The sequence below is a fragment of the Binatus sp. (SeqCode) genome (assembly GCF_049584895.1).
Lineage (GTDB): Bacteria > Desulfobacterota > Binatia > Binatales > Binataceae > Binatus.
In genome coordinates this window covers 1-24,456 of sequence record NZ_JBAUYR010000084.1, presented here as the reverse complement: position 1 = coordinate 24,456, position 24,456 = coordinate 1, and the positions used below count along the sequence as shown (strand labels likewise).

The 24,456-nt window shown below is 59.2% G+C and carries 23 protein-coding genes; 11 read left to right on the top strand and 12 right to left on the bottom strand.

The features are described from left to right. Positions 1 to 76: 76 nt before the first annotated feature. The 4 genes from WB650_RS14785 to WB650_RS14770 form a co-directional block, all read right to left on the bottom strand. Positions 77 to 2,395 (bottom strand): molybdopterin-dependent oxidoreductase, encoded by a 2,319-nt coding sequence (locus WB650_RS14785; protein ID WP_423960992.1) that lies wholly within the window; start codon positions 2,393 to 2,395, stop codon positions 77 to 79. A 26-nt stretch (positions 2,396 to 2,421) separates the two neighbouring features. Continuing rightward, positions 2,422 to 3,378 carry a cysteine synthase A gene (gene cysK, locus WB650_RS14780; RefSeq protein ID WP_422301342.1) on the bottom strand — a complete coding sequence of 319 codons (957 nt, stop codon included), beginning with the start codon at positions 3,376 to 3,378 and terminating at the stop codon, positions 2,422 to 2,424. A 179-nt stretch (positions 3,379 to 3,557) separates the two neighbouring features. Further along, entirely contained in the window at positions 3,558 to 7,235 is a 3,678-nt protein-coding gene (locus tag WB650_RS14775; RefSeq protein ID WP_422301340.1) for an efflux RND transporter permease subunit, read from the bottom strand. 11 nt (positions 7,236 to 7,246) lie between these two features. Next, complete coding sequence (locus tag WB650_RS14770; protein ID WP_422301338.1) at positions 7,247 to 8,380, bottom strand: efflux RND transporter periplasmic adaptor subunit; 1,134 nt, start codon at positions 8,378 to 8,380, stop codon at positions 7,247 to 7,249. A 92-nt stretch (positions 8,381 to 8,472) separates the two neighbouring features. Here WB650_RS14770 and WB650_RS14765 point away from each other — a divergent pair, with 92 nt between their 5' ends. Then, on the top strand, positions 8,473 to 8,739 hold the full coding sequence (locus WB650_RS14765; RefSeq protein ID WP_422301336.1) for a BrnA antitoxin family protein: 267 nt from the start codon (positions 8,473 to 8,475) through the stop codon (positions 8,737 to 8,739). A 24-nt stretch (positions 8,740 to 8,763) separates the two neighbouring features. On the opposite strand, the gene WB650_RS14760 is transcribed toward WB650_RS14765, so the two are convergent. Together WB650_RS14760 and WB650_RS14755 are read right to left on the bottom strand one after the other, a co-directional pair. Then, complete coding sequence (locus WB650_RS14760; RefSeq protein WP_422301334.1) at positions 8,764 to 9,735, bottom strand: YbgA family protein; 972 nt, start codon at positions 9,733 to 9,735, stop codon at positions 8,764 to 8,766. A gap of 14 nt (positions 9,736 to 9,749) precedes the next feature. After that, positions 9,750 to 10,472, bottom strand: coding sequence for a ZIP family metal transporter (locus WB650_RS14755; protein WP_422301332.1), 723 nt, complete (start codon positions 10,470 to 10,472; stop codon positions 9,750 to 9,752). 83 nt (positions 10,473 to 10,555) lie between these two features. On the opposite strand from WB650_RS14755, the gene msrA reads away from it, so the two are divergent. Beyond that, on the top strand, positions 10,556 to 11,209 hold the full coding sequence (gene msrA, locus WB650_RS14750; RefSeq protein WP_422301331.1) for a peptide-methionine (S)-S-oxide reductase MsrA: 654 nt from the start codon (positions 10,556 to 10,558) through the stop codon (positions 11,207 to 11,209). A 1-nt stretch (position 11,210) separates the two neighbouring features. Here the strand turns inward: msrA and WB650_RS14745 are convergent, their stop codons facing one another. Then, positions 11,211 to 13,001 (bottom strand): B12-binding domain-containing radical SAM protein, encoded by a 1,791-nt coding sequence (locus WB650_RS14745; protein ID WP_422301330.1) that lies wholly within the window; start codon positions 12,999 to 13,001, stop codon positions 11,211 to 11,213. Positions 13,002 to 13,241: 240 nt separating this feature from the next. Between WB650_RS14745 and WB650_RS14740 the strand changes: the two genes are divergently transcribed. The 3 genes from WB650_RS14740 to WB650_RS14730 all read left to right on the top strand — a co-directional run bounded on the left by WB650_RS14740 (position 13,242) and on the right by WB650_RS14730 (position 14,641). Then, positions 13,242 to 13,490 carry a hypothetical protein gene (locus WB650_RS14740; RefSeq protein WP_422301329.1) on the top strand — a complete coding sequence of 83 codons (249 nt, stop codon included), beginning with the start codon at positions 13,242 to 13,244 and terminating at the stop codon, positions 13,488 to 13,490. Positions 13,491 to 13,573: 83 nt separating this feature from the next. Beyond that, positions 13,574 to 14,014, top strand: coding sequence for a hypothetical protein (locus tag WB650_RS14735; protein ID WP_422301327.1), 441 nt, complete (start codon positions 13,574 to 13,576; stop codon positions 14,012 to 14,014). Between the two features lie 45 nt (positions 14,015 to 14,059). Then, the gene (locus tag WB650_RS14730; protein ID WP_422301325.1) at positions 14,060 to 14,641 is read left to right on the top strand and encodes an HdeD family acid-resistance protein; all 582 of its coding nucleotides are present in this window, start codon (positions 14,060 to 14,062) and stop codon (positions 14,639 to 14,641) included. Position 14,642: 1 nt separating this feature from the next. Here the strand turns inward: WB650_RS14730 and WB650_RS14725 are convergent, their stop codons facing one another. From WB650_RS14725 to WB650_RS14705, 5 genes are all read right to left on the bottom strand, one after another. Continuing rightward, positions 14,643 to 15,026 (bottom strand): Hpt domain-containing protein, encoded by a 384-nt coding sequence (locus WB650_RS14725; protein ID WP_422301323.1) that lies wholly within the window; start codon positions 15,024 to 15,026, stop codon positions 14,643 to 14,645. Between the two features lie 218 nt (positions 15,027 to 15,244). Next, on the bottom strand, positions 15,245 to 16,435 hold the full coding sequence (locus WB650_RS14720) for a vWA domain-containing protein (RefSeq protein ID WP_422301321.1): 1,191 nt from the start codon (positions 16,433 to 16,435) through the stop codon (positions 15,245 to 15,247). Between the two features lie 116 nt (positions 16,436 to 16,551). Further along, positions 16,552 to 17,943, bottom strand: coding sequence for a VWA domain-containing protein (locus tag WB650_RS14715; RefSeq protein WP_422301319.1), 1,392 nt, complete (start codon positions 17,941 to 17,943; stop codon positions 16,552 to 16,554). After that, a complete protein-coding gene (locus WB650_RS14710) occupies positions 17,943 to 18,830 on the bottom strand; it encodes an RNA polymerase sigma factor (RefSeq protein WP_422301317.1) in 888 nt (295 codons plus the stop codon). Before WB650_RS14710 ends, WB650_RS14715 begins: the two co-directional genes overlap by 1 nt. 33 nt (positions 18,831 to 18,863) lie before the next feature. Then, positions 18,864 to 19,754, bottom strand: a complete 891-nt coding sequence (locus tag WB650_RS14705; protein ID WP_422301315.1) for an RluA family pseudouridine synthase — start codon at positions 19,752 to 19,754, stop codon at positions 18,864 to 18,866. A 125-nt stretch (positions 19,755 to 19,879) separates the two neighbouring features. Between WB650_RS14705 and WB650_RS14700 the strand changes: the two genes are divergently transcribed. The 6 genes from WB650_RS14700 (at position 19,880) to WB650_RS14675 (ending at position 24,449) form a co-directional block, all read left to right on the top strand. Further along, complete coding sequence (locus tag WB650_RS14700; protein WP_422301313.1) at positions 19,880 to 20,104, top strand: hypothetical protein; 225 nt, start codon at positions 19,880 to 19,882, stop codon at positions 20,102 to 20,104. Between the two features lie 33 nt (positions 20,105 to 20,137). Further along, positions 20,138 to 21,988 carry an AI-2E family transporter gene (locus tag WB650_RS14695; RefSeq protein ID WP_423960988.1) on the top strand — a complete coding sequence of 617 codons (1,851 nt, stop codon included), beginning with the start codon at positions 20,138 to 20,140 and terminating at the stop codon, positions 21,986 to 21,988. A gap of 349 nt (positions 21,989 to 22,337) precedes the next feature. Continuing rightward, complete coding sequence (locus tag WB650_RS14690; protein WP_423960986.1) at positions 22,338 to 23,453, top strand: hypothetical protein; 1,116 nt, start codon at positions 22,338 to 22,340, stop codon at positions 23,451 to 23,453. A gap of 82 nt (positions 23,454 to 23,535) precedes the next feature. Then, on the top strand, positions 23,536 to 23,823 hold the full coding sequence (locus WB650_RS14685) for a hypothetical protein (protein WP_422301307.1): 288 nt from the start codon (positions 23,536 to 23,538) through the stop codon (positions 23,821 to 23,823). Positions 23,824 to 23,847: 24 nt separating this feature from the next. Next, positions 23,848 to 24,249, top strand: coding sequence for a BON domain-containing protein (locus tag WB650_RS14680; RefSeq protein WP_422301306.1), 402 nt, complete (start codon positions 23,848 to 23,850; stop codon positions 24,247 to 24,249). Between the two features lie 47 nt (positions 24,250 to 24,296). Next, complete coding sequence (locus tag WB650_RS14675; RefSeq protein ID WP_422301304.1) at positions 24,297 to 24,449, top strand: DUF3309 domain-containing protein; 153 nt, start codon at positions 24,297 to 24,299, stop codon at positions 24,447 to 24,449. Positions 24,450 to 24,456: the final 7 nt, after the last annotated feature.

Genomic DNA, 24,456 nt, shown 5'->3' with positions numbered 1-24,456 from the left:
CCGGTTCGGTGATCAATTCTTGCAGCGCGATCGCGGCAGCAGGCGCGCAGAATTGATTATGAAAGAAGCGGCGGTTTCAATCGAGCGGCGAATTGAAGGCGCTGATGGAGGGCGGGTCGCCTTCGAACTTTTCGACCTGGACAAGAGTTGTTTGGGCGCTGGGGCCCTGGGCCAGGCGCGAGGTTCCCTTGTCGAGGGTCAGGACGTTGGGGTTGCCGTGCTTGTCGAGAGTGCCGATCGTGCCTGGATCGAGCGGGTCGTACCATGCGCCGGTTGAGATTTGGATCACGCCCGGGCGGATGTCGTCGGTGAGAACTGCGCCGGCCAGGATTGCGCCGCGATCGTTGAAGACCCGGACGATATCGCCGTCGCTAATTCCGCGCGCGGCAGCGTCGTTGCGATTCATGCGCATCGGCTCGCGACCCGCGACTTTGCTTTGTTGGCTGACGCGCGCCATGTCCATCTGGCCGTGCAATCGCGTGCTCGGCTGGGTGGTCAGAAGATGCAGCGGGAATTTGCGGGCGGCGTCGCTGCCCAGCCATTCGGCGGGTTCGAGCCAGGTGGGATGTCCGGGGCAGTCGTCGTAGTTATAGCTGGCTATTTTCTCTGAAAAAATTTCGATTCGGCCTGACGGCGTTGGCAGCGGATTGGCGTCGGGATTCATCCTGAATTCTTCGAACAGAATGTGCGGGGTCGAGGCTTCGGGAATTTCGAGATATCCACGGCTCCAGAACTCGTCGAAGGCGGGCCATTCCGCGACGTGACGATTCGCGTGTTCGCGGGCGGCGTCGTAGATGTGACGCAACCATTGAATGGTGGTGCGGCCTTCGGTGAACGACTCGCGAGTGCCGAAGCGGTCGGCGAGATCGCTGAAGATTGCAAAGTCATCGCGCGCGTCGCCGACCCGCGCGATCGCCTGCTTCATCGCGATGATGAATCTGTCGCGCGCGCTGGCGCCGACGTCGTCGCGCTCAAGCGTCGTGGTGCTCGGCAGAACGATGTCGGCATGGCGGGCGGTCGCGGTCCACCATGGATCGTGGACGATGATGGTCGAAGGACGGCGCCATGCGCGGATGAGGCGATTGAGATCCTGATGATGATGAAACGGATTGCCGCCGCACCAATAGACGAGATCGATGTCGGGATAGACCAGGTCCTGCCCGTCGTACTGGAACGGCTGAAGCGGATTGAGAAGGAGGTCGGCGATTCTGGCCACCGGGATGAAACTGCGAACCGGATTGCGGCCGAGGGGCAGAGTCGGAACCGGCATGTCCGGCAGCATGGTCGCGAGGCCCTCCATACTTCCGTAACCGAAGCCGAAGCCGCCGCCGGGAAGACCGACCTGGCCGAGCACGGCGGCGAGAGCGATTGCAGCCCAAACTGGCTGCTCGCCGTGGTCGCCGCGCTGCAGAGACCAATTGACGTTGATGAAAGTTCGCGACGCGGCCATCTTGCGCGCGAGGCTGCGAATTTTGTCGGCGGAAATCTCGCTCAGGCCGGCGGCCCATTCGGCGGACTTTGGGAGGCCGTCGTCGGTGCCGAGCAGATAGTCGCGGAAGCGATTGAAGCCGGTGCAGTAACGAGCGAGGAAATCCGCGTCGTGCAAGCCCTCGACGATGAGCGTGTGAGCGAGCGCGAGCATCAGCGCGGTATCGCTATGCGGGCGCGGCGCGATCCATTCGGCGTCGAGGAAGCCGGCCGCATCGTCGCGCATCGGGCTGATGTTGCAGAACTCGACACCCGCGGTCTTGACCTTCTCGAGCCATCCGCGGGTCGTATGCTCGCCGACACCACCGGGAGTGACTTGAGTGTTGCGGGTCGGGATGCCGCCGAACATCACGACCAGGTCCGCATGATCGGCGATGCTCTTCCAGCTGGTGCCGGGACCGTTCATGGCGTGCAGGCTGCCGAGCACGTTCTTCACGAGCACGGCGCCTGCCGCGTTGCTGTAAGTGTCGCGCGCGCCGGTGAATCCGCCGATGCCGCCGAGGAAGCGCTGCAGTTGCGTGCGCGCGTGATGGAAGCGGCCGGCGCTGGCCCATCCGTAGGAGCCGGCGTAGATGGCGTTGTTGCCGCGATCGCGAATCACGCGCTTGATTTCGTCGGCGATCAAATCGAGCGCGCGGTTCCACGTTACCGCGACATAACGATCTGAGCCGCGGCGATCGCGGGTACTGCCGGGGCCGTGCTCGAGGAATCCTGCGCGCACTGCTGGTTGCGCGACGCGGCTGGCATGATGGAGCGCGTCGGGAATCGAGTGTAAGAGGGGCGAAGGATCAGGATCGCGGGCGAAAGGGCGCGTTTCGGTGACTCGTCCGTCGAGGATGATGGGCTCGAAGGTGCCCCAGTGCGAGTGGTTGAGGGCGGGCGCGGTGTGTGGAGGTTTTTCTGACATCGAGCTCACGCAAGCAGCCAATTCATCTAGGAAACATCTTCGAACAGTGAGGTGCTCAGATATCGTTCGCCGGAATCTGGAAGTATCACGACGATCGTTTTGCCAGCGTTTTGCGGACGCTTGGCGATTCGCGCGGCAACAGCGGCGGCGGCTCCACATGAGATGCCTGAAAGGATTCCTTCTTCACGGGTCAAGCGACGCGCGTATTCGATAGCCTCCTCGTTGCTGACCTGCTCGACGACGTCGACCATCGAGAGGTCGAGATTTTCAGGGACGAAGCCTGCGCCGATGCCCTGGATTTTGTGCGCGCCCGGCTTCAGCGGCTGGCCGCTACGCTGCTGCGTGATGACGGGACTCGCAGTCGGCTCGACTGCGACCGAGGTGATCGGTTTGCCCATGGTTTTTTTGATGTAGCGCGAAACGCCGGTGATAGTGCCGCCGGTGCCGACTCCCGCCACGAAAATATCGACCGCACCTTCGGTATCGTTCCAGATTTCCGGACCGGTAGTCGCTTCGTGAATCGCGGGATTGGCGGGATTCCTGAACTGCTGCAGCAGGACGTAGCGGCCGGGCGCCGAAGCAACGATTTCCTCGGCCTTCGCGATCGCGCCGGTCATGCCGCGCGCGCCCTCGGTCAACACGAGCTTTGCGCCGTAGGCGACGAGCAATTTGCGCCGCTCGAGGCTCATCGTATCGGGCATCGTGAGCGTCAGCGGGATCTTGCGGGCGGCCGCGACGAACGCGAGCGCGATGCCGGTGTTGCCACTGGTCGGTTCGACCAGCTCCTTCCCCGGACCAAGCAGACCGCGCTTCTCGGCGTCCCAGACCATCGCGGCGCCGATGCGGTCCTTGACGGAATACGCGGGGCCGCGTCCTTCAATCTTGCCGAAAACGGTGGCAGGAGCGCCGTCGATGACGCGGTTGAGCCGCACCAGCGGCGTATGTCCGATCGAGCGCGAATTGTCTTCATACCAATGTGGCATCGGCTGTCTCCGCTTGGGAAGTCGTCGAATTATATTACCTGTTCAATCGGAAAAATAACGATTGAGCCAAGGTTCGAGAATCAAAGATGTCCATCCCTGCTTTTCTGCGAACAGCCCGCTCCGGCTTCCCGCTACAATTTAACGAATTTGTTGCCTCATGGTAGACGACGGAATGCGGCTCAATCTTCTGCGGCGCCGCGCAGCGGGATCACCCCAACAGGGGCAGTGTCTGGATGCATGGTTTCCCACTTGATGAGCTTCAAATCGAGCACGAATATCCCGTAGAACACCGGCACCAGCAGCAGTTCGATGAAGGTCGCAACACTAAGACCTCCTATCTGCGCGTAGCATAGGGGTTCCCACAAAGGGCCGCCGCGAACCGAGAGAGGGACCAATGCCAGCACCGCGGCGCCGACGGTGATCAATACGGGGCGCAATCGCTCGATGCCGGCGTCGAGCACTGCTTCCATGAACGGTTCGCCTTTCTCGTGCATTTCTTCGATGAAATCGAATAGCACTATGACGTGACTGACTATGACACCTATCAGACTGGCTATACCTAGAAATGCCATGAAGCCGAACGGCGTACCCATCACAAGCAGCGCGAGCAATGCGCCAACTACGCCATATGGCACGCAGGCAAATACCAGAACGGGTTTGATAGCACTGTTGAATTGGATGACCAGGGCTACATAAATCATCAGGCATGAAATCAGAAGAATGATGCCTAACTCTCCAAATCCCGTCTGTTGTTTGGCATATTCGCCGCCTATGGTGATGCTGTAGCCGGTTGGTACGGTAGCCTGCAACTCTTTAATCTTTGGCAGCGCCTGGTTGAGTACTTCTGAAGCGAGCACGCCGGGTGCGGTGAAAGCTGCGACAGTGATAGTGCGATAGTGAGCGCGGCGCCGGATTCGCTGAGTCTCTAGTTCGTACTTCACCGACGAAATTGCTTTCAGTGGAACCGGCTGGCCTCCGTTCGAAGGATAGACGTAGAGATTTTCCAAATCCGGCACAGTTGCGCGTTCGCGGCGGTAAAGGCGTGCGACGACTGGAATCTGTTTGTCTCCGTCGAGCAGGGTCGCGACTCTGGTGCCGCTCAGGCTTGCGGTAGTTGAAGCGGCGACATCTTCGTTGGTAACGCCGGCAAGGTTGGCACGATCGGGATCGATTTGGAGCCGCGCGACCATCGTTTGCCCCATCCAGTCGTCGCGCACTCGGCGCGCATCCGGAACCGCGCGCAGTATGTCTTCGAGGTTGTCGGCTAACTTGCGAAGCGTCGCGATGTCTTCGGTCTCACCGCCTGTCGTGGACTCGGCGCGGCCGCTGACGAAGATTTCGACGGGATATTTGGAGCCATTGGTCTGCAACTCCTGGACGTCCACGTATGCGCCCGGAATCGCTGCCGATAGTGCGGGTTGCAGAATGTTTGCGAAGCGCGACATCGCGCGCCGATCGTCAATTTCGATGACTACTTGCGCATAGTTGACCTGTTTCGTCTCGGGAGCCAGCGAGTACCAGAAGCGTGGGCCACCTCCGCCGACGAAAGTCGTCAGCGACTTTAATAGGTGATGGGTACTTTCGGCGCCTTCCGATTCCTTGAGGTCGATCTGGTGCGCCTGCTGCTCAATTATCTCACGCGCCTTCGCTGCCGCGGCCGTAGTCTCGGTCAAAGCACTGTCGTTAGGAAGAAAAATATCCACCGTGGAAAGGAATTGTAGATCGATGGGGAAAAACGCGGACTTCAGCATTCCGCCCAGTTTGAATCCTACGACCAGGAAGACAAGCGAGGCTATGAGCGTTAACCATCGATGCTCGAGGCACCAATGTCCCGTGCGATAGTAATAGCCACTGAAGCCCTGGCGGCGCTGCTCTTCTATCGGCAGCGGTTTCTTTTTTGCAGGGCGCAACCAGTAATAACCTAGCATCGGGATAAAGGTCATCGACACCAGTCGCGACGCGATCAAGGACGCCGTCATGACAACCGGCAGGGAAATCATAAACTTGCCAGTGTCTTTGCTAAGCAGGCCGAACGGCAGGTACGCGACGATGTTAGTGATCGTGGCATACAGAATTGCACGCGCCAGCTTGGTAGGTCCCAGCCATGCCGACACGATTCGCGGATGGCCCGAATCAAGGTCACGCTTGATTGCGTCGCCGGCCACTACGGGGTCATCAATAAGGAGACCTAGCGCGATTATCAGTGATGCAATTGAGACCTGCTGGATGTCCCAGCCGACCAGATCCATGAAGCCGAAGGTCATCAGCAGCGTCAGCGGGATCGATACAGCCATCAGCAGGGCCGAGCGCCATTCCCAGAACCCGATCAGCGCCGTGATGACGACGAGCACGATCGCTTCCTCGAGCGCATGATTCAGCAGCTGGACGTTTTCCTCGACCTGGCGCGGTTGATCCGAGGTCCGCGCCATAATCAGATCCGACGGAAGTTGTTGGCGGAGCAGGGCCAGCTGGTGATCGACGTTTTCACCGAACAGGTGGATCTGTTCGCCCGAGCGCATCTGAACGGCGATAGTAATCGCGCGATGCGTCTGCCATGCGTCGCCAGCGTCGCGGATCGTGTAGGTGTTGAGATAGCGCGCCGGGTCCTGGTAGCCGCGCGTGATCGTGACGAGATCGCGAAGATAAAGCGGCGAGCCGGTCGCGGACTTGCCGATGATCGTGTCTCCTATGTCCTTTTCGTTTTTGAACTCGCCTGAAGGGAGCACGATGAGATTGCGGCCGTTGGTTTCGATCGAACCGCCGGGTGCGACAATATTTCGTGCCGCCAGCACCTGCGAAATCTTACCCGGAGTGATGCCGTAAGCGGCGAGGGTGGACTGCGAATATTCCAGATTGATCCACTGCGGGAGATCTCCGGAGATCAGAATTTTCGAGACCTGCGGGACTCCAGTCAGGCCGCGCCGGATCAAATCAGTGAAGTCGTCTAGCTCGCGGTAACTGTACTTATCCCCGGCGACCGTCTCGAGGCGCGCCTGCGCGTCGTCGGGATTGCGAACTACGACTGGCTGCCAGATGTCGGGATCAAAGGAGGCGGAGCCGTACTTCTCCTCGACGCATCCCATGAACGCGCGTTGCAATTCGTCGTCAGAGTTCGCGACACCATCGAGGCCGACGAAGCCTCGGCCCGTAATCGGCCGGATATCACCTAGAGTTCCACCCTTAGCGAGACAAGGACCAAGCGTTCCCCTAAGGCTCTCGCCGATATTCGGTGAATCGAGACCTTGCGGGAATGCTACTACTATTGTCGCGCGCTTCGACGAGTCCCCGCCGGCGCTGCGCACCGCTCTTATTGCGGCCGCGATCTCTCTGGCGCGCAATGAAATCGCGACCTCGCTTTCCTTGGGACTTGCAACAGTCAGCATCAGAGCCGCGGTATCGCCAAAGCCGCTGAAGAACTGAATCGGACCCGCGCCCTTAGGCAGGTCCGTAATGCTTCTCAGCTTCAGGTCCATCTCGTTGAAGACGGGCTTCGTGTCCTTGACGTTGTAATCGACCTGTACGTTCACGACGGATAGGCCATCGAGTGTTAGCGACTTAATCGAGTACTCTTCGGCGGATGGCGCGCGAACCTCGGAGACCTCAGCCAGCTTCTGCTCGATCTTGCGAGTGACGAGCTGCTCGACGCGGTCGGCGCTGACGCCCGGCCATGCGCATATCACCTGCGCTTCCTTGACCGGGATGTCAGGATCCTTGCGCTTGGGCATTTTCTGGTAGCCATAGATGCCCCATGCGATCACGATCAGCAGCGCTACCCACGAAATCTGGCGGTTCTCGGTAAAGAAGCGCGCAGTATTGTGAGTCGTCGCGATTATTTCTGCGTCAGGCCGATGCGCCATTGGAATCGCGCCTAGGGTACCACGTTGATGGTGGCGCCGTTGGATACGATGTCGGAGCCCCTGACTATCACTTGCGCGCCCGGGTCGAGGCCAGACTCAACCGAGACCTGGTCGCCGACGATAGTACCTATCTCGATCTTCTTAAGTCTCGCGACCATCTTGCCGTCGGCGTCCTTGTCGGCTACATACACCGCATAGCCCTGGGGATCGTCGGGCGGCCGAACGATTGCGCGAGTCGGTACTACCAGCACGTTCTTTGCCTGGGTGGCATTGGGCAAATGGAGTGCGGCGATCATACCGACCCGCAGGCGAGCGTCGGGGTTGGGAATGGTCGCCTCGATATCGAATACGCGAGCGTTGGGATCGGCAACGGCTGCGACTTTGGAAATCGAGCCTTTGAAGGTCTGACCGGGGAACGCGTCGACCGTAGCGGAGATCTCTGCGCCGGGCTTCAAGTCGCCAACGATTGCGCCGGGCACACCGAACACCACTTTGACTTTGCTGGTATCGCCAATCTGGAAGCCGATGGTGTTGGGCGCGACAAGAGTACCGACCTCGATCTTGCGATCGAGCACCAGCGCGCTCATGGGAGATTTGAGTTTGCAGTCGTCGAGATCGACTTGTGCCTGCTGTACCGCGGCTTGCGAAGCGCCGACCGAGGCCTGCGCGGACTCGTATTGCTGCTTGGAGGCGTCATAGTCGGCCTTCGAGACGACGCGTTGCTCCAACAGATGTGTGTAGCGGGTGAAATCGGCTTTGGCTTTGCTGAGTGAGGCGCGCGAATTCTGCAATTCGGCCTGAGCTTTGGCAAGACTGTTGCGGTAGGTGTCGTCCTTGACGACGGCGAGCACGGTACCGGACATTACGTGATCGCCGGCCTGCACATTGCGCAGTTTTCCGTCCGCCGCTTTCACCTGGAGGATCGATTGCACGTAGCCATTAACCTTGAAGGCCACGTCGACCTGGGTGTCGGCAATAATGTTCGCCGAGTAAGCGCCGCCGGCCGCGCCGCTGGCGGTCGCGACGGTCTGCACGGTGACCGGGATCGATTCGGGCGCGGCAGGCTCCTTGTGAGCGCATCCAAACATCGCGATCACAGCGATGAGCAGAACGAAAGCGAGCAGGCGCCCGGGCCTTTTTCCCATGATGGCAGACAATATAGATGTACGCAGTTTTTTGCCAATCGCGGCAATCGCCCTGCGGTGTCGGTGGAAACAAAAAAAGACTATAAGACCTTATGAAGAAGGCTCTTCCAAAATTCAGGACCAAAGATGCTGAACGTGAGTTTTGGGCATCGCATGACTCGACCGATTACATCGATTGGCGCAGAGGCAAGCGAGTGACGCCGGCGAACCTCAAGCCCTCGTCGCAAACCATCTCGATCCGGCTGCCGAAGCCAATGCTGGATCGTCTGAAGCTGCTGGCAAACAAGCGCGACGTACCATATCAATCACTGCTGAAGATGTTCGTCGCCGAGCGGCTGAAGGCTGAATTCAAATCCTGATCGCGGAGCCAACAATGGCGCGCTTCAGACGTGGTTGCGGAGCATCAGTTCCTTTGGGTGAGGCTCGAGATATACCTGGCCCCGCAGATAGCTGATGTCGAATTCGCGGACGTAGTGCCGAAATAGGGTGATGGGTACGACCAGCGGTACGAAGCCGCTCCGGTAGTCGTCGATCAGTTCGATTAGTTCGGCGCGGGCGGTTGAGTCGAGATGATCGCGTAGGTAGCCGAGCATGTGATGTAGCACGTTGGTATGACGGGACGTCGTCGCGAGTTTTTTGAGCGCGTCCATGAACCCGCGCTCGTAATCATCGCGCACCTGGTCGCGCGCGAGTTGCTTCGCATTGGCAACGAACCGGCCCAGTTCGCTGTATGCTTTTGGCGAATGCGCCATCAGCACAAGCTTGTGGACGGTGTGGAACTGGACCAGGTCGCCGAGAGTCCATCGTGTTGAGAAGAAAGAACGCATCCGGCGATAGGCGAAGACTCGCTCGACAAAGTTCTCGCGCAAATGCGGGTCGTTGAGGCGTCCTTCCTCTTCGATCGGGAGGCTTGGATAGCGACGCATCAAGGCTGATGCGAACAGGCCGGCGCCGTCGCGCATGGCTGTCCCGGACGGGCCGTAAACTCGCACGCGTTCCATTCCGCAACTCGGCGAATCTTTTTTCAGCACGTAGCCGGAAAGATCCTCGCGGTCGAGTGCGGTGGTGCGGCGCTCCGCGTATGCCGTCATCTTGTCGGTGTGGTCGAGGCCAGTTTTATTGCCGACCAGTCTAACTGCGCGAGTATCGTCGCGGATAAGGCGGATGCTTTCGCGCGGAGCGCCGAGGCCGATTTCTATTTCGGGGCAGACGGGAACGAACTCGACGAAGCGTCCTAAGGTGTCTACAAGAAAATCACTGCGCTTGTGGCCGCCATCGAAGCGCACCTGCTCGCCGAGCAGGCATGACGACACGCCGATTCTGATAGGACCTTCGCTGGCGTAGAGTCGCTCCACGATTATTACGCTTTCTAGCCGCGCAGGAAGTGGGTGATCAGAAAGATAGCGAGCATTCCCGTGCAGGTGGCGACACCTACCAGTGGAGAGTCGTGCTCGCGCGCTTCCGGCAATAGGTCCGAGGCGCCGATATAAAGAAAGGAGCCGGCGAAGAATGCGAGCATGAATGGCAGCAAACCTGCCTTCAGATTGAACATCAGCGTCGAGGCCGCGCCGAGAACAGGCGCCGCCATGTCGACTATGAGCCAAAAAATTGCGTCTCGGTGCGACTTTCCATGAGCGAGAACGACAGTCACCGTGTTCAATCCGTCGCTGAAGTCATGCGCGATAATGCCGAAGGCAATCAGGAGCCCGACCTTAACGCTGGTCTGAAAGCCTACGCCGATTGCGACTCCGTCGAGGAAACTATGGAAGGCCAGGCCCGCCGCGGACATGGCGCCAAGCTCGGCCTCATGAGTTTCCGCCAGATGGGGATGCTCGCGCGCGCGATGCATCGCGGTGTAGCGTTCAAGTCCGAAGAACGCGAGAAATCCGAGCGCGGTGATCGGCATGTACGACGCGCCGTGGTCGAATGCGAAAACTTCCGGCAGAATATCGAACAGAGCGACAGCCAGGACTGCGCCCGAGCTGAAACCGAGCAGCAGATGAAGCCGGTCGCGCAGGCGGATCGCGGCGGTCCCGCCCAGGCCGGTGGAGACGAGAGTTACCAGAGCAAGCAGAATCGGCGCGAATCGCATGGGTTGGATTTTGCTCAGATCCGGGCGGTCGAATTCAACCCGCTGCGGGGAACCGGACGCGGGGCTTCGGCGTTGCTAATATGATGAACATGGAATTGCGAACGAAGTGGATACCGGGGCTTTTTTTCATCGTGGCGGTGCTATTCGGCATGACGGCGATCGACGCTTTCGCGCAGACCGCTAGCAGTGACCATGATACTGCGGTTTTTTCGGGCGGATGTTTCTGGGGCGTCGACGCTGTCTTCAAGCATGTGAAGGGCGTGGACCAGGTGGTTTCCGGATACGCAGGCGGCGCGGCGAACACCGCGCAGTACGAGACGGTCAGCACGGGGACGACGGGACATGCCGAGTCGGTGCAAGTTACTTACGATCCGTCGAAGGTCTCGTACGACGATCTGCTGAAGGTGTTCTTCTTCGTGGCGCACGATCCGACTGAGCTGAATCGGCAGGGTCCGGATACCGGGACTCAGTATCGGTCATCGATTTTCTATGAGAATGATGCTCAGAAGAAGATGGCCGACGATTACATCGCGCAACTAGATCAGAAGCACGCATTCTCAAAGCCAATCGTCACCAAAGTGGTCCCGCTGACGGGATTCTATCCGGCGGAAGACTACCATCAGAACTACCTCGAGTTGCATCCGGATCAGCCCTATATCGTGTTCAACGATTTGCCGAAGCTGGAGCAGTTTCAGAAGGACTTACCGGATCTGTACCAGCCACAAGTCGCGAAGTAGATCAGCCGGCCGCGGCGCGGCGAAGTTCGATCTTGCGCATCTCGTCGGCGCGCGCGCGGGCCTGATCGGCGGCGCGGACGGCAGAATCTGAGACGTGGTATAGCTCGAGGTCGGCGTCGAACTCGCCGTCGACAACCGGGCTCAGAGCTACATCCATATAATGCTTCGAAGCGGGATCGTTCTCGATCTTTTTGCGCAGGCGTTCGAGGCGCCAGAAGAACCATAAGCCCGGCAGATAGGTCGTTAGCGTCTCGCGGGTGCGGCGCGCGAAAAAGCTGAGCGGGTTCTCGCGCTTGTATCCGGGACGCCGCTGCGTGCGCGGCTTGCGGCGAAGGATTCCACCTTGCAGCGGATGCACGTGCTCGAAGGCGTGACTGCCGTAGAAGTAGAAAATCATCGAGGTCATCCGCCGTGAGCGCATCCCGCTGGCGACTGCTCGCTTGATCAAGGTCTCGATGTGCGACGGCGAATAGTAGAGGTGCCATGCGCGCTGGTAGATGTCCTGCCATTCGGCGGCGCTCATCCGCGGATGGTCAGCGGTCGCATGCTCGGCGTCGTACTTGTTGGTGTCGGCTTCCATCCGCTCGCCGCGCAGGTACATGTCCTGGTGATCCTTTGAGCCGGGCAGCGGAGTGAGCATGAAGAATTCCATGATGTCGATCGGGAGTTCGCGCTGGATGATCGCGATGTCGCGCTCGATGCTCGCTGGCGTGTCAGACGGGAAGCCGAGGATATAGCCGGCATAGGTCAGCACCTTGGCGCTCTTCCATGCTTGCAGCATCTTGCGGTATTCGGTGATGCGATTCTGACCCTTCGACGCGCCCTTGAGACTGTCGGGATTGATGTTCTCGAGCCCGATGAAAACTTTCTTGCACCCTGCGCGCACCGACTTCTCGACGAAGTGCGGAATTTTGTGACACATGGTGTCGACCTGCATGATGATGTTGATCTTCAGGCGGTCGCGGCGCTTGAGTTCTATGATGCGGTCGAGAATAGCTTCCCAATTCTTGTTGCGCGCGAAGTTGTCATCGGTGATGAAGAAGCTTTTGACGCCTTGCGCTGCGTGAGCGCGAATCAACTGCTCGATGTCGTCGGCGCTGCGATAGCGCGACTTGCGACCCTGAACATTTATGATCGTGCAGAAGCTGCAACTGAAGGGGCATCCACGGCCCGCGTCGAAGCATCCGAGCGCGCCGGCGTAACGCTTGACGTACTTCATCGGCAGGAAGGGCAGCGGACCGCCTTCCATTCCGGGCAAATCAGCCATGAAGTTGTAAACGGGAGGCAGACGATTCTCGAATGCCGCAAGCAGCAGCTCGTCGAGCCGATGCTCAGCCTCGCCTGCGAAAACCGTGATGCCGAGCGCGAGCGCGTCCTTTATCTCGGGAGGCATCTCGGGCAGCATCGCGAGGCATCCGCTGACATGGAATCCACCGATCGCGACCTGGATTCCAGCGTCGCGCAACTCGCGCGCGATATCGACCGCGCGCGCGAACTGGTTAGTCTGCACGCCGACCAACAGCACGATGCCGCGGTTGGCGTTGCGTTTGAACCGGCGGATTATTCCATCCAAAGGCACTTTCTTGTTGGTCTCGTCGTGCGCCTCGATATCGAGATCGACGTCCTCACCGAGGATGTGCCGCGACTGCGCGTCGAGCGCGAGGCCGTAGAGGTTCGACAGCGAGCTTGACGGCACGAATCCGCGCCACCATTGGATCAGGTAGCCGTCGTCGTCGTAGTGCGAAGGTTTGATGAGCTCGACGAGAAATTTTGTGCGGTTTGCCTGGTTCACACTCTTTCCGGGAATGACGCGGCTCAACTCTATCCGCAATGGAAGTTGTTGGCTACCGATCAATTCGACCGCGGTTGATTTTCATTCTCAACGACCGAGTTGCCGAAATTCCGCAAAACTGGTCCCCGGTGAAAGAAAGACTAGGTATTGCACTGGCGCTAGTAAGCGTGCACACCTATCTAGGGACGTTAATCGTGACGAACTGTTAAGAAGGACGCGTGAGCGTCAAAGGAGCTACACTTGGATCTTGAAAAATTAGTATCGGACCTGGGGAAGGAGCGGGACAGGCTTGGGCGGGCGATCTCAGCCCTACTGGGAACGGCAGGAGCGGCCTTGTCTGGCGGCGGCGGCAGGAAGAAGAGAATCGGCAGGCCCAAGGGAGCGACGACCAAGAAGCGCAAGCGCGGGGGCCTGACGCCAGAGGGCAGAAAGCGCCTGTCGATTGCGATGAAGAAGCGTTGGGCTGAGCGCAAGAAGAAGGGCGCTTAGCGACAGCAGCTGGATTGTTCGCACATAACAGTGTCGAGCTGTTGGTGCTGGCCAGTTACGTCAATCGGCGGGAGGCGATCCCGATGAGGCTCGTGCTTCTCCTTGTTGCAGTGGTCGCACTTGGTGGATGCTCCAGTGCCGATCAGGACGTGGCGCATCTTCAGCAGGAGCAAGATGCGATCAGCGCTGCAACCAGGAAGATAAAGGTGGTCGCGCGCGCCAACGTCAAGGGCAATCTGCAGTACACCGTGCTTGGCCGGGCCGAGGGCTACTGCTTCAACCGGCCGAATGAGACCGGCGGCCAGGTTATCCACGGCGACGGACTCAGGGCGGCGGCGTATCGCGAGTATGGCGACCAGGTCGATGCGATCGTTAACACGAGCGTATGGTTCGTCCCGGATGACGACTACGGCGCATACGAGCCTTACACTGAAGGTGGATACTTCGAATGCGCCGGCACCGCGGTTCACTTCACGGGAGAGTCGGCGCCTTTCGCTAAACCTAAGACGGCGCCAGCCAGTTGACGCGGGATTGGCAACTCAAACCAAGGTAGTCAAGGGGATACCGCAATGGCTTTGCTTGTACCGGTGTTGGGAATCGAAGAGGTAAGGGCACATCGCGGCTGGTTCCTGTTCATGGGAGTGGCGCTGATAATCCTCGGCACCATTGCGATAGGCAGCGCGGAAGTCATGACGATGGTTTCAGTGATGCTGATTGGATGGCTGTTGCTATTCGGCGGGCTGTTCGAAATTGTTCACGGATTCGCGCGACGCGCTTGGGGTGGCTTCTTCGTCAATCTGATGAGCGGCCTGCTGTATGCGGTGACGGGACTGCTGATGGTCACGCATCCGGGAGTAGCGGCGGTGACGCTGACCTTTATGATCGCGATGCTGCTGATAGTGGCGGGCACCTTCAGAATCTTCGTGGCCTTCGCGACCCCGATACCTCATCGGGGATGGCTGGTGCTGAACGGCGTCATCTCGTTGTTCCTCGGATTCTCGATCATGAGCTCGTGGCCCGTTTCAGGACTGTGGGTCATCGGGCTTTTTATCGGCATCGACCTGATCTTCGACGGCTGGACTGAAGTGATGCTGGCGTTGAGCGCTGGGAGTGGCGGCGGGCCAGCATCCGCACAACCTGCGACTGCATAAACTAGCCAGTAGGGGCGTCGGCGGAACGAAAAGCTTCCAGCGCCGTGCGGACTCGTTCTGTTTCCGCGACCATCGCAAGGACCGCCACGTCAATATTACCGGCTGGTTGGCGCCTGGCTTGATCTTCGAGATCACGCGACAGCTCTACCAGTCGCACCGCGCCAAAATGGCCGCAGCTACCCTTGATAGCATGCGCGGTTGCCGCAACTCCGGCGCGATCACCCTGCTTCATTTGCAATCCGATGGTGAGGACGCGTTCGCTTAAGTCGTCGAGAAAGACCTTGATGATCTCGGCGACAAATTGGTCGCCCGCGTCATCGTTGTCGGCCAACTGCATAATCGCGCTCATGTCGATCGCGGGCACGCTCGCGGTTTCAGTGCTCACTCCATCAATCATTCAAGTTGCGTGCCGTGAGCAGGTAACCTCCGCTAACCATCACCTATTTCACCAAATGACTGGCAGCGTGGGGCATCGGCGCGCAGTATCAGCCAAGAGGCAGTCTTGAATGGTGACACGAATATGAAGGCGCCAGTGTCGCGTCGAGTCAGAATCGCGTCACCGTGTCATTTGTTTGCCGCCCGCGCGCTTTGCGTCATGCGTGGCTACCTCGACGCGAAGCGGCTGACTTCGTCCTGCCATTTGTCGCCGAATACCAGAATCATCACCTGCTGATTGATGTCGGCGTCATGACTCAGGCTGCGGATCGAGCCGCCGCCGGTGGCCGCCATCACCTTGTATGCTGCCTGAGCCTGCTTTGCGAAAGGTGGAAGCGGTCCGATGTCCGCAGGCGTTGGCTCTTCGCGGTGTACCTTGATCCAGAATGCGCGCATATAGCGCACGTGCTCCTCATCCTGCACATCGACGCCGCTCAGCGTGCCGTTGTTGCGTCGGAAGTCCTTGATGAGCGCAAGCAGTGGCGCGAAATCCTGCTGCTCCGGCGGGGAATCGCCTATCAACACGATCACTTTGCGCGCATAAGGCTTCCAATCCATTTTGGTGACCGCGGCCTGGACCGCGCCGAGGGTGTTCTCCTGCCATTCGCCGCCGCCCTTGGCCTGAATCGAGCCGAGGAACGTCTGCAGCTTCGCGGTCGAAAGTGTCAGCGGCTGCATATCGAGAGGCTCGCCCTTGCCACCGAACACGACGACGCCGATGCGCGCGATCGGAACGAGTTGGCGAACTCTGATGGCGAGCCGCGTCATCCGCGCCTTCACGTCATCCATCACGAAATCCATCGACTTGGTGCCGTCGATCACGAGCACAATGTCGAGTCCCTTATGACGCAGCGTGTCGATAAACCATGGGAAGGTCCCGCCACCATTGCCACCGGGTCCTGGATGAATATTCAGGTAATCGCGGAAATGGCGAGGGCCAATGTCGAGTCCTGTGTCAGACGGAGTTGCGGCAAGATCGCTGGAGTTCGCGCCTAGCACCTTGTTGACGTCCACCACCGGCGGCGAATCGTCGGGCCATTCAGTGTTGGGAGGAGGCATAGACACGTCGGGAATCTCGATCGGCTCGAGGGCTTCCGATGGATGAATAGAACCCGGGTTCATTGTGATGATTAACAGCTCGCGGGCGCGGGTCTCATGCACGGCGATGACGAGCGCGAGAATGATTGCGAGGTGAATCGCAATTGAAAAGGAGAATGGGCCACCGGCGAAACGAGCCGCGCTGCGAAAACCTGGAGGCATTATTGTTGAGATGGGAACGCCGCGGATTCGGTTCCATGCAAAGGCGACGATCAATATTGAGCTTGATACGACAAGGCAGACCGTCAGGATCGCGATCATGGCATCCTCCTGTGCGCCAACTGCGGCCCGTGCGTTGGCGTCTCCTGAAACTGAGATCGGAGGAGGAGCTATTTTCTTGCGATTTATTTTGACGGCCGCAGACAGGGTCTAAGGATCTATGGACTCGAGCCGCTGCCGTTGAGGCCGCGACCGAAAGCCGCGACTTGCGTCTGCCACTGGTCGCCGAACGCGAGGATCAGCACCTGTTGGTTGATGTGGGCGTCCTTGGTCAAGGATTTCATCGAGCCGCCGCCTGCGGTAGCCAGGACTTTGTACGCGGCTTGGGTTTGGCGATAGAACGCGGGCAATGGCGAGATCTTTGGTGGCTCCTCGCGATGAACCTTCAGCCAGAACTCGCGCTCGAAGCGTTCGTGCTCTTCTGCGGCCACATCAACCGTGTTGAAGGTGCCGTTGTTGGCCTTGAACTGGCGAATGAGTGCGAGCAGAGGCGCGAAATCTTCGGTGCGCGGGGGCGAGTCGCCTACCAGCACCACCACCTTCTTCGCGTAGGGCTTCCAGTCCATCTTGTTGATCGCGGTCTGGCATGCGCCCAAGGTGTCCTCTTCCCACTCGCCGCCACCCATCGCCTGGATGCCATTCAAGAAGTCGCTCAACTTTTGCGGCGACAGCGTCAGCGGCTGGATGCCCATCTTCTCGCCCTTACCGCCGAACACGATTATTCCGATGCGCGCGATTGGCACCAGCCGGTGAATCGACTGCGTCAGTTGCATCATCTTGGCTTTGACGTCGTCGATGATCAGTTTCATCGAGCCGGTACCGTCGATGACGATCACCACGTCGAGGCCTTTGCGGCGAAGCTCACCGATGAAGCCGCCGAAGCCCGAGCCGATGCCGTGGCCGTAGCCAGCGCCCATCCCGCCGCCGCGTCCGATGCCGATACCGCCGCCGCCCGCGGCGCGCACGTAGTCACTCGCGAGACCTACGGCTTGCGACGTATCGACCGCAGTCGGCTCCATCTGCTGCGGCGCAGAGTCGGGCATCGGAACTTCGGGCATGTCGAGATCCTGCATCTCATTGCCGCCGCCACCGCCGCCGCCCGCTTCGAGGTTCACCATGATCAACTCGCGCCCGCGCTGCTCGTGGATCGTGATGATCAGAACCAGCAGGAGAGCTACGTGGAGTGCGACCGACAGTGGGAACGGCCCTATTAGGAATCGTATCGCGCTGCGGATTGCGGGCCAGAAACCGCCAGCCTCCTCGCGAGCTTCTTGGGCGTCTACGGTTTCAACGTCGACTTCCTGCGCGGGCGCAATCGCGGCGCCGAACGCTCCTGCCCGCGCCAGAGCTGCGAGTTGGCGTTGGCAAATCGCGCATCCGGCGAAGTGAATATTCCATTTCGCGCGCTCATCGGGCGCGAGCGTGTTCTCCGCAAACGCTGCGAGCAAGTCGGGGTCGGGGCATGCGGCGCCCGAGGCGTCGAGGCCGGACGCGAGGCTTGTGCGAATCATCGCGTCGAGGCGTTTTTCTTGTGTCTTCTGGTCGGACATCATTTTCCCAGCGCGAGCACGCTGCCGAGGTCGAAGGGCCAGTCGCCGGTCGCATACTCGAAGCATTGTTCAATTTGATCGTCACTGAAACGATATTCGCGGCGCAGAGTGCGGGTGACGTGGTCGCGGATCGCGGTTCGCGCGCGCGCCAGATTGCGCGACGCGCTCGACTCATGCTCACCAATCAGAGCCGCAGTCTGTGCGAGCGTGAGGTCGTGAACATAATAATATGAGAGCCGCAGGCGGTCGTCCGCCGAAAGTGCGTTCAAAGCTTCATTGAGGGAACGCTCGAGGGCGCTGATCAGTTTTGTGCGATCGGGATCGGGCGACGCGGTTCCATTCTCGAAGACGGCAGAATTGCCGTCGCGCTCTTCGTCGAGAGCTTCGGTGCGACGGGTCGCACGCCATTGATCGGCTTCGAGGCGAGTGACCACCACTCGCATCCAGGACATCAGCGAGCTGCGGCCGCCGTAGTGCTCGAGGGGAGAACGGCGAGCGCCGTCGGAAGATCGCAGACCGTAGAGATCGGCCCAGAGAGAATCAGCGATCTCGCTCGCGCGCGAGGAGTTGCCGAGGACGGTGCGCGCGAACGCGTCTACCGGGGCGCGATAGGTCAATACCAGATGACGCCAGGCGTCGGCGTCGCCGTCACGGCATCCGATGGCGAGAGCGAGGTCGGCAACGTGCAGCGAATCGAGAAAGCGGATGCCCTCAGTGCGCGTGAGAGTGATCGCATCAGTACTGAAGCGGCGATCGAAACTTCGCCACAACGCGCCTGCGAAAGATGATCGCGAGACGTGCCATGCCGTGGCGTTGCTAACAGAAAACAGGCGATCGATTGGGTCGCGGTAATTTTCGAGGAACCATTCCAGCGACGTCGCCGCCATGATTCCTATACTGAGCCTGCGTCAGGGCGAATCTCAATCCCGCCCGCGCGGAGCGATCAGACCCATGAGCAGATTTGGCATGGCGCTATGAAACTCCATCGAGGAGCCAGATACAGGATGGCGAAACTTGAGCTCGCACGAATGTAGGGCCAGGCGTCGCGCCGGATCGGTAGTTGCACCGTATTTTCGATCGCCGACGATAGGATGGCCGAGACCGGCCATCTGGACGCGAATCTGATTTTTGCGGCCGGTTTCGAGGGTTAGCTCGATCAATGAATTGTGACGACCTTTTCGCAGGACTTGGTAGTGAGTAATTGCCAACTCGCCGCCGCGCTCGACGCGATGCATCCTGAGCGACTTGCTCTCTTCAAGGTTGTCGCGCAGCGTACCTTCGGCCTTCGCGGGAACACCTTCGACCACTGCCAGGTATTTCTTGGTGACACTCTTCCAGCTCTGCTGAAGGGCCGCCTGGATCGAGGGACTGCGAGCAAACATCATCAGGCCCGAGGTCTCCCGATCGAGGCGATGCACGATAAAGGCCTGCTGCGATGGCGAACCCGTGAGCGCCTTCAGATGGTCGTTGAGGATTCGATGCGCGGTGCGCTCTTTTTCGGCCTCGGATCCCATCGAAAGCAGGCCCGCGGCCTTGTCGACCACGACGATATCGTCGTCGAGATGGACGATTTTCAAGCCCCGGCGCTCGATCGATGCCGCCGGGATCTGCTTACCCGCCGCAATCGTCACCACATCGCCGGGTTCCAACCGAGTGTCGTGCTTGACGGTAGTCATCCGCGAGACGGTCACGGCGCGGAAGCGGAGAAGGTCCTTGGCCGCTTTGCGTGATAGGCCAAGTGGCAGGGTGAGCAGATACGGCAGCAGTTCGCATCGCGACGAGACGTTAAACTGGTGTTCACGCGAAGGCATCGCGATAACTTTCCGATCAGATGCGGACTAGAAAAGTATATCCGCTCAATTCGTTCTTGAAAGCACCTGATTGGTGTTGGCGGGATTACTTATTTGACCGGGGACGAAATACACTCGATCTTAGAATGAAACCCATAGTAATGATTGGCGCGATCGTCGCGCTGCTTGGTTTACTCGCTCTTGCTCAGCCGGTTTTCACCACCAATCAGACCAAGAATGTTGCCACGATTGGCGACCTCAAGATCCAGGCGAACGAACAAACTTCACACGCGATACCGCCGATTCTAAGTGGAGCGGCGCTAATCGTCGGGTTGGTCATGGTGGCGGGCGGGCTGTACCAGAAACGCTAGAAGGCGGTCTGCGCTCAGATCCTGAGCAACATGGTGGAAAAACTCTCGACCGCGCCGCTGATTCCCGAGCACGAGCAGGAAGAGCGGCTCGACGGCCATAGTTCGGCCGGCCCGGTGGTCGCGATAATCGTCGCGACCCTGGTCCTCTCGTTTGCGAAAGACATACTGATGCCGCTGACGATGGCGGTGTTGCTGGCAGTGATCTTCAGCCCGATTGCTACCCGGCTCGAGCGGTTTGTCGGAAGCTTTGTGAGCGCTGCGATGGTGGTGCTTGCGGCGATCACGATTGTTGCCGGGCTTGGCTACTTCGTTACGGTCGAGCTTACCTCGGTCGCGGTCCAGGTCACCGACTATACCGACAACATCGCGACCAAGTTGAGCGCATTGAAGGGCAGCACGCCTGAGTGGATGCTGCGGGTGCAGGACGGAATCAAGGACGTCGAGCAGCAGCTCAACGAGCTGACGCCGCGCGCCAACCACTCGAAGTCAAAGCCTGCCAGCGTCATCCAGGTGCCGGCCGCCCAGTCGGACCTGGAAGAGGCGGTAAAGCCGGCTATCCCGATCCTGTCGGGCCTGTTCGAGGCGCTGCTGATCGTAGTCCTGATGTTTTTTCTGCTGTACGGCCGGAACGATTTGCGCGATCGGTTGGTGCGGCTGGCGGCGCGCGGCCGAATCACACTTTCGGCCGAGGCCATTGGGACTGCGGGCGAAGCGGTAGGTCATTACCTGTTGCTATTCTCATTGACTAATCTCGGCTACGGAGTAGCTATTGGACTGACTATCTGGATAATCGGCTTGCCCAACCCGATATTGTGGGGAGCGCTGGCCGCCCTCTTTCGATTCGTGCCGTACGTTGGGGTTCCGATAGCCGCGCTGTTGCCGATGTTTGTGGCGTTTGCGGTATCTCCCGGATGGAGTGAGTCAATCGAGGTTCTGGTCGCGTTCGTTGTTCTCGATCAGATCGTCAGCTACTTGATCGAGCCTTTTTTGATCGGCCGGGGAATCGGTTTGTCTCCGCTGGGTCTGTTATTTTCCGCGATGTTCTGGGGGTGGCTGTGGGGACTTCCGGGACTGCTTATCGCGACGTCGCTGACCGCGTGCCTGAAAGTTGCCGGTGACTATATTCCGGCGTTGGGGTTTTTCGCGGTGCTGTTCGGAGACGATAGCGCCCGCGAGGACTATCACGACTACTACCGCAGCCTGCTCGAGCTGGACCAGCCGAGCGCGCGGAATATAGCAGTCAGATACTGCGACAAGAATGGCCTCGAGCCGACCTTCGATGACGTACTGATCCCCGCGGTTGTTCTGGCCGGCGAAGAGCGGGCCGAAAATCACATCAGTGAACAGAATCAAAGTCTGGTTTTCGAAACGACTGCGACGCTGGTCAAGGAGCTTGGAGACCGGTTCAACAAGCCTCGCTTCAGAGGCAGACTGCGCATCGTGGGCATCGCGCCGCCGGGCGAGGCGCACAGCCTGGGGCTGACGATGCTGCTGGAACTGCTGCGGCGGACGGGGATCGCGGCGAATTTCTTTGGGCTGGACAAATCGGCGGCGGAAATTTGCGCGTTCGTAAACGAATACGCACCCGACATGGTATTTGTTTCATGCAGCACGACGGAATGCATGCCGGCCGCGATCGAGCTGGTGCGCGCGCTGATGGTGGAGTCGCCGCATCTGACTATCATCGGCGGCGGCCCGTGCGCGTTGATGCATCGAGCGGAACTGCTCGAGGCCGGCGCCACGGAAATCTGCGGCAGCAGAGGCGAGGTCCGTCATGCGGTACGTCTGTACGCGTTGAGACGCTCGGTTTCACGATCGTCGCAGATCAAGAACGTGCGCCCTTTGCCTGATACCCGAACCGCAACGGCTAGTAAGGTCGCCTGAGCCGAAAGTGGAAACGCCGAGTCCACGGGCAGACGCTCCGTTTAACATCGGAAAAGGCACACGAATTGATTAGAAAGAGCTAAATTACTAGCTAATTAAGTAATGTCTAAGTTGTTCTTCCAAGCACTCAATTAGTATCTAAGTTAGTAACCTTAGTGACATTCTCAATTACTATGATTACTATCTACTTGTCGGAATCGATATAGGATTCGAGTCCGGCTCTGATCCAGCTCTACAGTGGTCTTTCCGCTCGCCTTCGACCACGTTCCGCTAGACCATCGTCAAATCGACATCACCAAGGCTTGAGGAGGTCCGCGCGAGAGACCCTGTCTCACGGTGCTTGTTTCTTATGAAAATAAAATTGAAAAACAAATTCAAAAAGACGATTGCCTTGTCTGGCGCAATCCTGGCGTTCTTGATTGCGGCACCGTCGTTCGCTCAATATGGTCCCGGTCCCGGCTATGACGGTCCGGGCAATTACGGGCCGGGCTATAGCGGCCAGGGCTACTATGGCGGACCCGGAGAAGCGGGATGGGGCGCTTATGACAACGGTCATCAGTGGCACGGCGCGCGATGGTGGCATCAGCACGACATCATGTGGTTCTACCGCAATCATCCGGAATGGGCGGTGATGGATTCGCTGTGGCTCAATCAGGACGGCGACTACGACAACGACAACAACTGGCACGACGCCTACTGGTGGCATCAGAACAATCCGGACTTCTTTTACGCCAATCACCCGAACTGGATTTCGTGGTATCCGGACTGGCGTAACACGGACGGCGCGTACGACGCCCAGCACAATTGGCACTACGGTCAATGGTGGTACAACCAGAACCCGAACTGGGTTTCCGCCAACCATCCCAACTGGATCAGCCAGCATAGCAACTGGGCAAATCACACGGAGCCAAGTGATCACCGGGCCGTGATGCGGACCGAGAACGAAGGCTCAGCGCGTACTCGCGAGCAGGCAGCGGTTCAGCCAAACCGAGTCAATGAGCAGGCCGCTACTACTCAGCGCAACGAGGCGAATCGGCAGGAGCAGGCGTCGCGCGAACAGCAGACGCGGGTGAACGAGAAGGCTGCAACCAACCAGCGCAATGAGGCGACTCGACAGGAGCAGGCGTCGCGCCAGCAGGCTACTCGCAATGAGCAGGCGGCCACGCGCAATCAGCAGCAGGCGACGCACAACCAGGAGCGGGCTACTCAGAACCAGGAGCGGGCCACTCGCAACGAGCAGCAGGCCTCGCACGAGCAGGCTTCTCATAATGAGCAGGCTTCGCATCAGCAGGCCTCCCATCAGCAGCAGGAGCGTCCGCAGCAGGTTCAGCATCAGCAGGCGAGTCATGAGCAACATTCGTCTCGCCAGCAGCCTCAACAGAACAGGCAGTCGAGTGCGAGCCACGAAGGTGGTGGGCATCAGAGCGGTGGCCATGACGGCGGAGAGCGCGAAGCGAAGAAATAATTGCAGGCGCGATATGCCCACAACGGGCGCGTCGCGCGTCACTCACAAACTAACAACTAAAGTCTAAAGGAGAACTAAAGAAATGAATTCAATCAAACGAATTGCGATCAGTGCCGTAGGTATTGCAGCTCTGGCTTGCGTAGCGGGATGCGGCACCAGCACCAAGGAAGTGGATTCCACCACTTATGTTCCCGCAGCCGCGCCGGCAGTCGTAGTGCAAGCCCCGCCGGTAGATGTGATTCCGCCGACCACAACCACCAGCACGTCGGTGGATAAGTCGCGCGATTCGAGTGAGTCGAGCATGGGCGGGACAGTCGATAGCTCGAGTTCCCATCACAGCGAATCCACTACCGTGACTCCTAGCAACTAGTTCCGAGCCCGGGGAGGATCCACGATGCGAAACAAAGGCAATCAAAAAAGAAAGGCCGTGCCGGCACTGGCGATCGCGCTGTTGATTGGCGGCGGACTGCTTGCTTCCACCGCGCGCTCTGAACCGGGCGATACCGACACCTCGAACTCTGCGGCCAGCGAGAACGATAGCGTAAACGTGAAGGCCGAGCATCATTACAATTCGCCGGCTGAGCGCGCGAAGGACGACTTGCTCATCACCGAGGTCAAGAGTGCGCTTGCTCATGACGGCGTCGGCGACGGTTACCTGATCGCGGTCGATTGCGATCATGGCAAAATCCTATTGAGCGGTGTGGTCAAGTCGGCTCAGGACGCAAAGCATGCCGGCGATATTGCGGCGGCCGCGGAAGGCGTCACCGGCGTAAACGACAAACTGACGTGGCATTAACAGAGGCATTAGCACGCTGCCGGCTTAGGTAGGAGCTGAAACTCACGATGTTACTAATTCTGATCATCTTGCTGATTCTATTCGGCGGCGGCGGTTACAGGACTTATCATCACGGTGCCCGGGATCCGGGTGGCCTGGTGATGCTGATACTCATGATCGTGTTAATCGTCTGGTTGATTAACGGCGGCCTGCACGTCTAATCATTTC

Bases quoted from the DNA above. Each gene is read 5' to 3' on its own strand.
- WB650_RS14785 (WP_423960992.1), bottom strand. From the start codon at position 2,395: ATGTCAGAAAAACCTCCACACACCGCGCCCGCCCTCAACCACTCGCAC.
- cysK (WP_422301342.1), bottom strand. From the start codon at position 3,378: ATGCCACATTGGTATGAAGACAATTCGCGCTCGATCGGACATACGCCG.
- WB650_RS14775 (WP_422301340.1), bottom strand. From the start codon at position 7,235: ATGGCGCATCGGCCTGACGCAGAAATAATCGCGACGACTCACAATACT.
- WB650_RS14770 (WP_422301338.1), bottom strand. From the start codon at position 8,380: ATGGGAAAAAGGCCCGGGCGCCTGCTCGCTTTCGTTCTGCTCATCGCT.
- WB650_RS14765 (WP_422301336.1), top strand. From the start codon at position 8,473: ATGAAGAAGGCTCTTCCAAAATTCAGGACCAAAGATGCTGAACGTGAG.
- WB650_RS14755 (WP_422301332.1), bottom strand. From the start codon at position 10,472: ATGCGATTCGCGCCGATTCTGCTTGCTCTGGTAACTCTCGTCTCCACC.
- msrA (WP_422301331.1), top strand. From the start codon at position 10,556: ATGAACATGGAATTGCGAACGAAGTGGATACCGGGGCTTTTTTTCATC.
- WB650_RS14735 (WP_422301327.1), top strand. From the start codon at position 13,574: ATGAGGCTCGTGCTTCTCCTTGTTGCAGTGGTCGCACTTGGTGGATGC.
- WB650_RS14730 (WP_422301325.1), top strand. From the start codon at position 14,060: ATGGCTTTGCTTGTACCGGTGTTGGGAATCGAAGAGGTAAGGGCACAT.
- WB650_RS14720 (WP_422301321.1), bottom strand. From the start codon at position 16,435: ATGATCGCGATCCTGACGGTCTGCCTTGTCGTATCAAGCTCAATATTG.
- WB650_RS14715 (WP_422301319.1), bottom strand. From the start codon at position 17,943: ATGTCCGACCAGAAGACACAAGAAAAACGCCTCGACGCGATGATTCGC.
- WB650_RS14710 (WP_422301317.1), bottom strand. From the start codon at position 18,830: ATGGCGGCGACGTCGCTGGAATGGTTCCTCGAAAATTACCGCGACCCA.
- WB650_RS14705 (WP_422301315.1), bottom strand. From the start codon at position 19,754: ATGCCTTCGCGTGAACACCAGTTTAACGTCTCGTCGCGATGCGAACTG.
- WB650_RS14700 (WP_422301313.1), top strand. From the start codon at position 19,880: ATGAAACCCATAGTAATGATTGGCGCGATCGTCGCGCTGCTTGGTTTA.
- WB650_RS14690 (WP_423960986.1), top strand. From the start codon at position 22,338: ATGAAAATAAAATTGAAAAACAAATTCAAAAAGACGATTGCCTTGTCT.
- WB650_RS14685 (WP_422301307.1), top strand. From the start codon at position 23,536: ATGAATTCAATCAAACGAATTGCGATCAGTGCCGTAGGTATTGCAGCT.
- WB650_RS14680 (WP_422301306.1), top strand. From the start codon at position 23,848: ATGCGAAACAAAGGCAATCAAAAAAGAAAGGCCGTGCCGGCACTGGCG.
- WB650_RS14675 (WP_422301304.1), top strand. From the start codon at position 24,297: ATGTTACTAATTCTGATCATCTTGCTGATTCTATTCGGCGGCGGCGGT.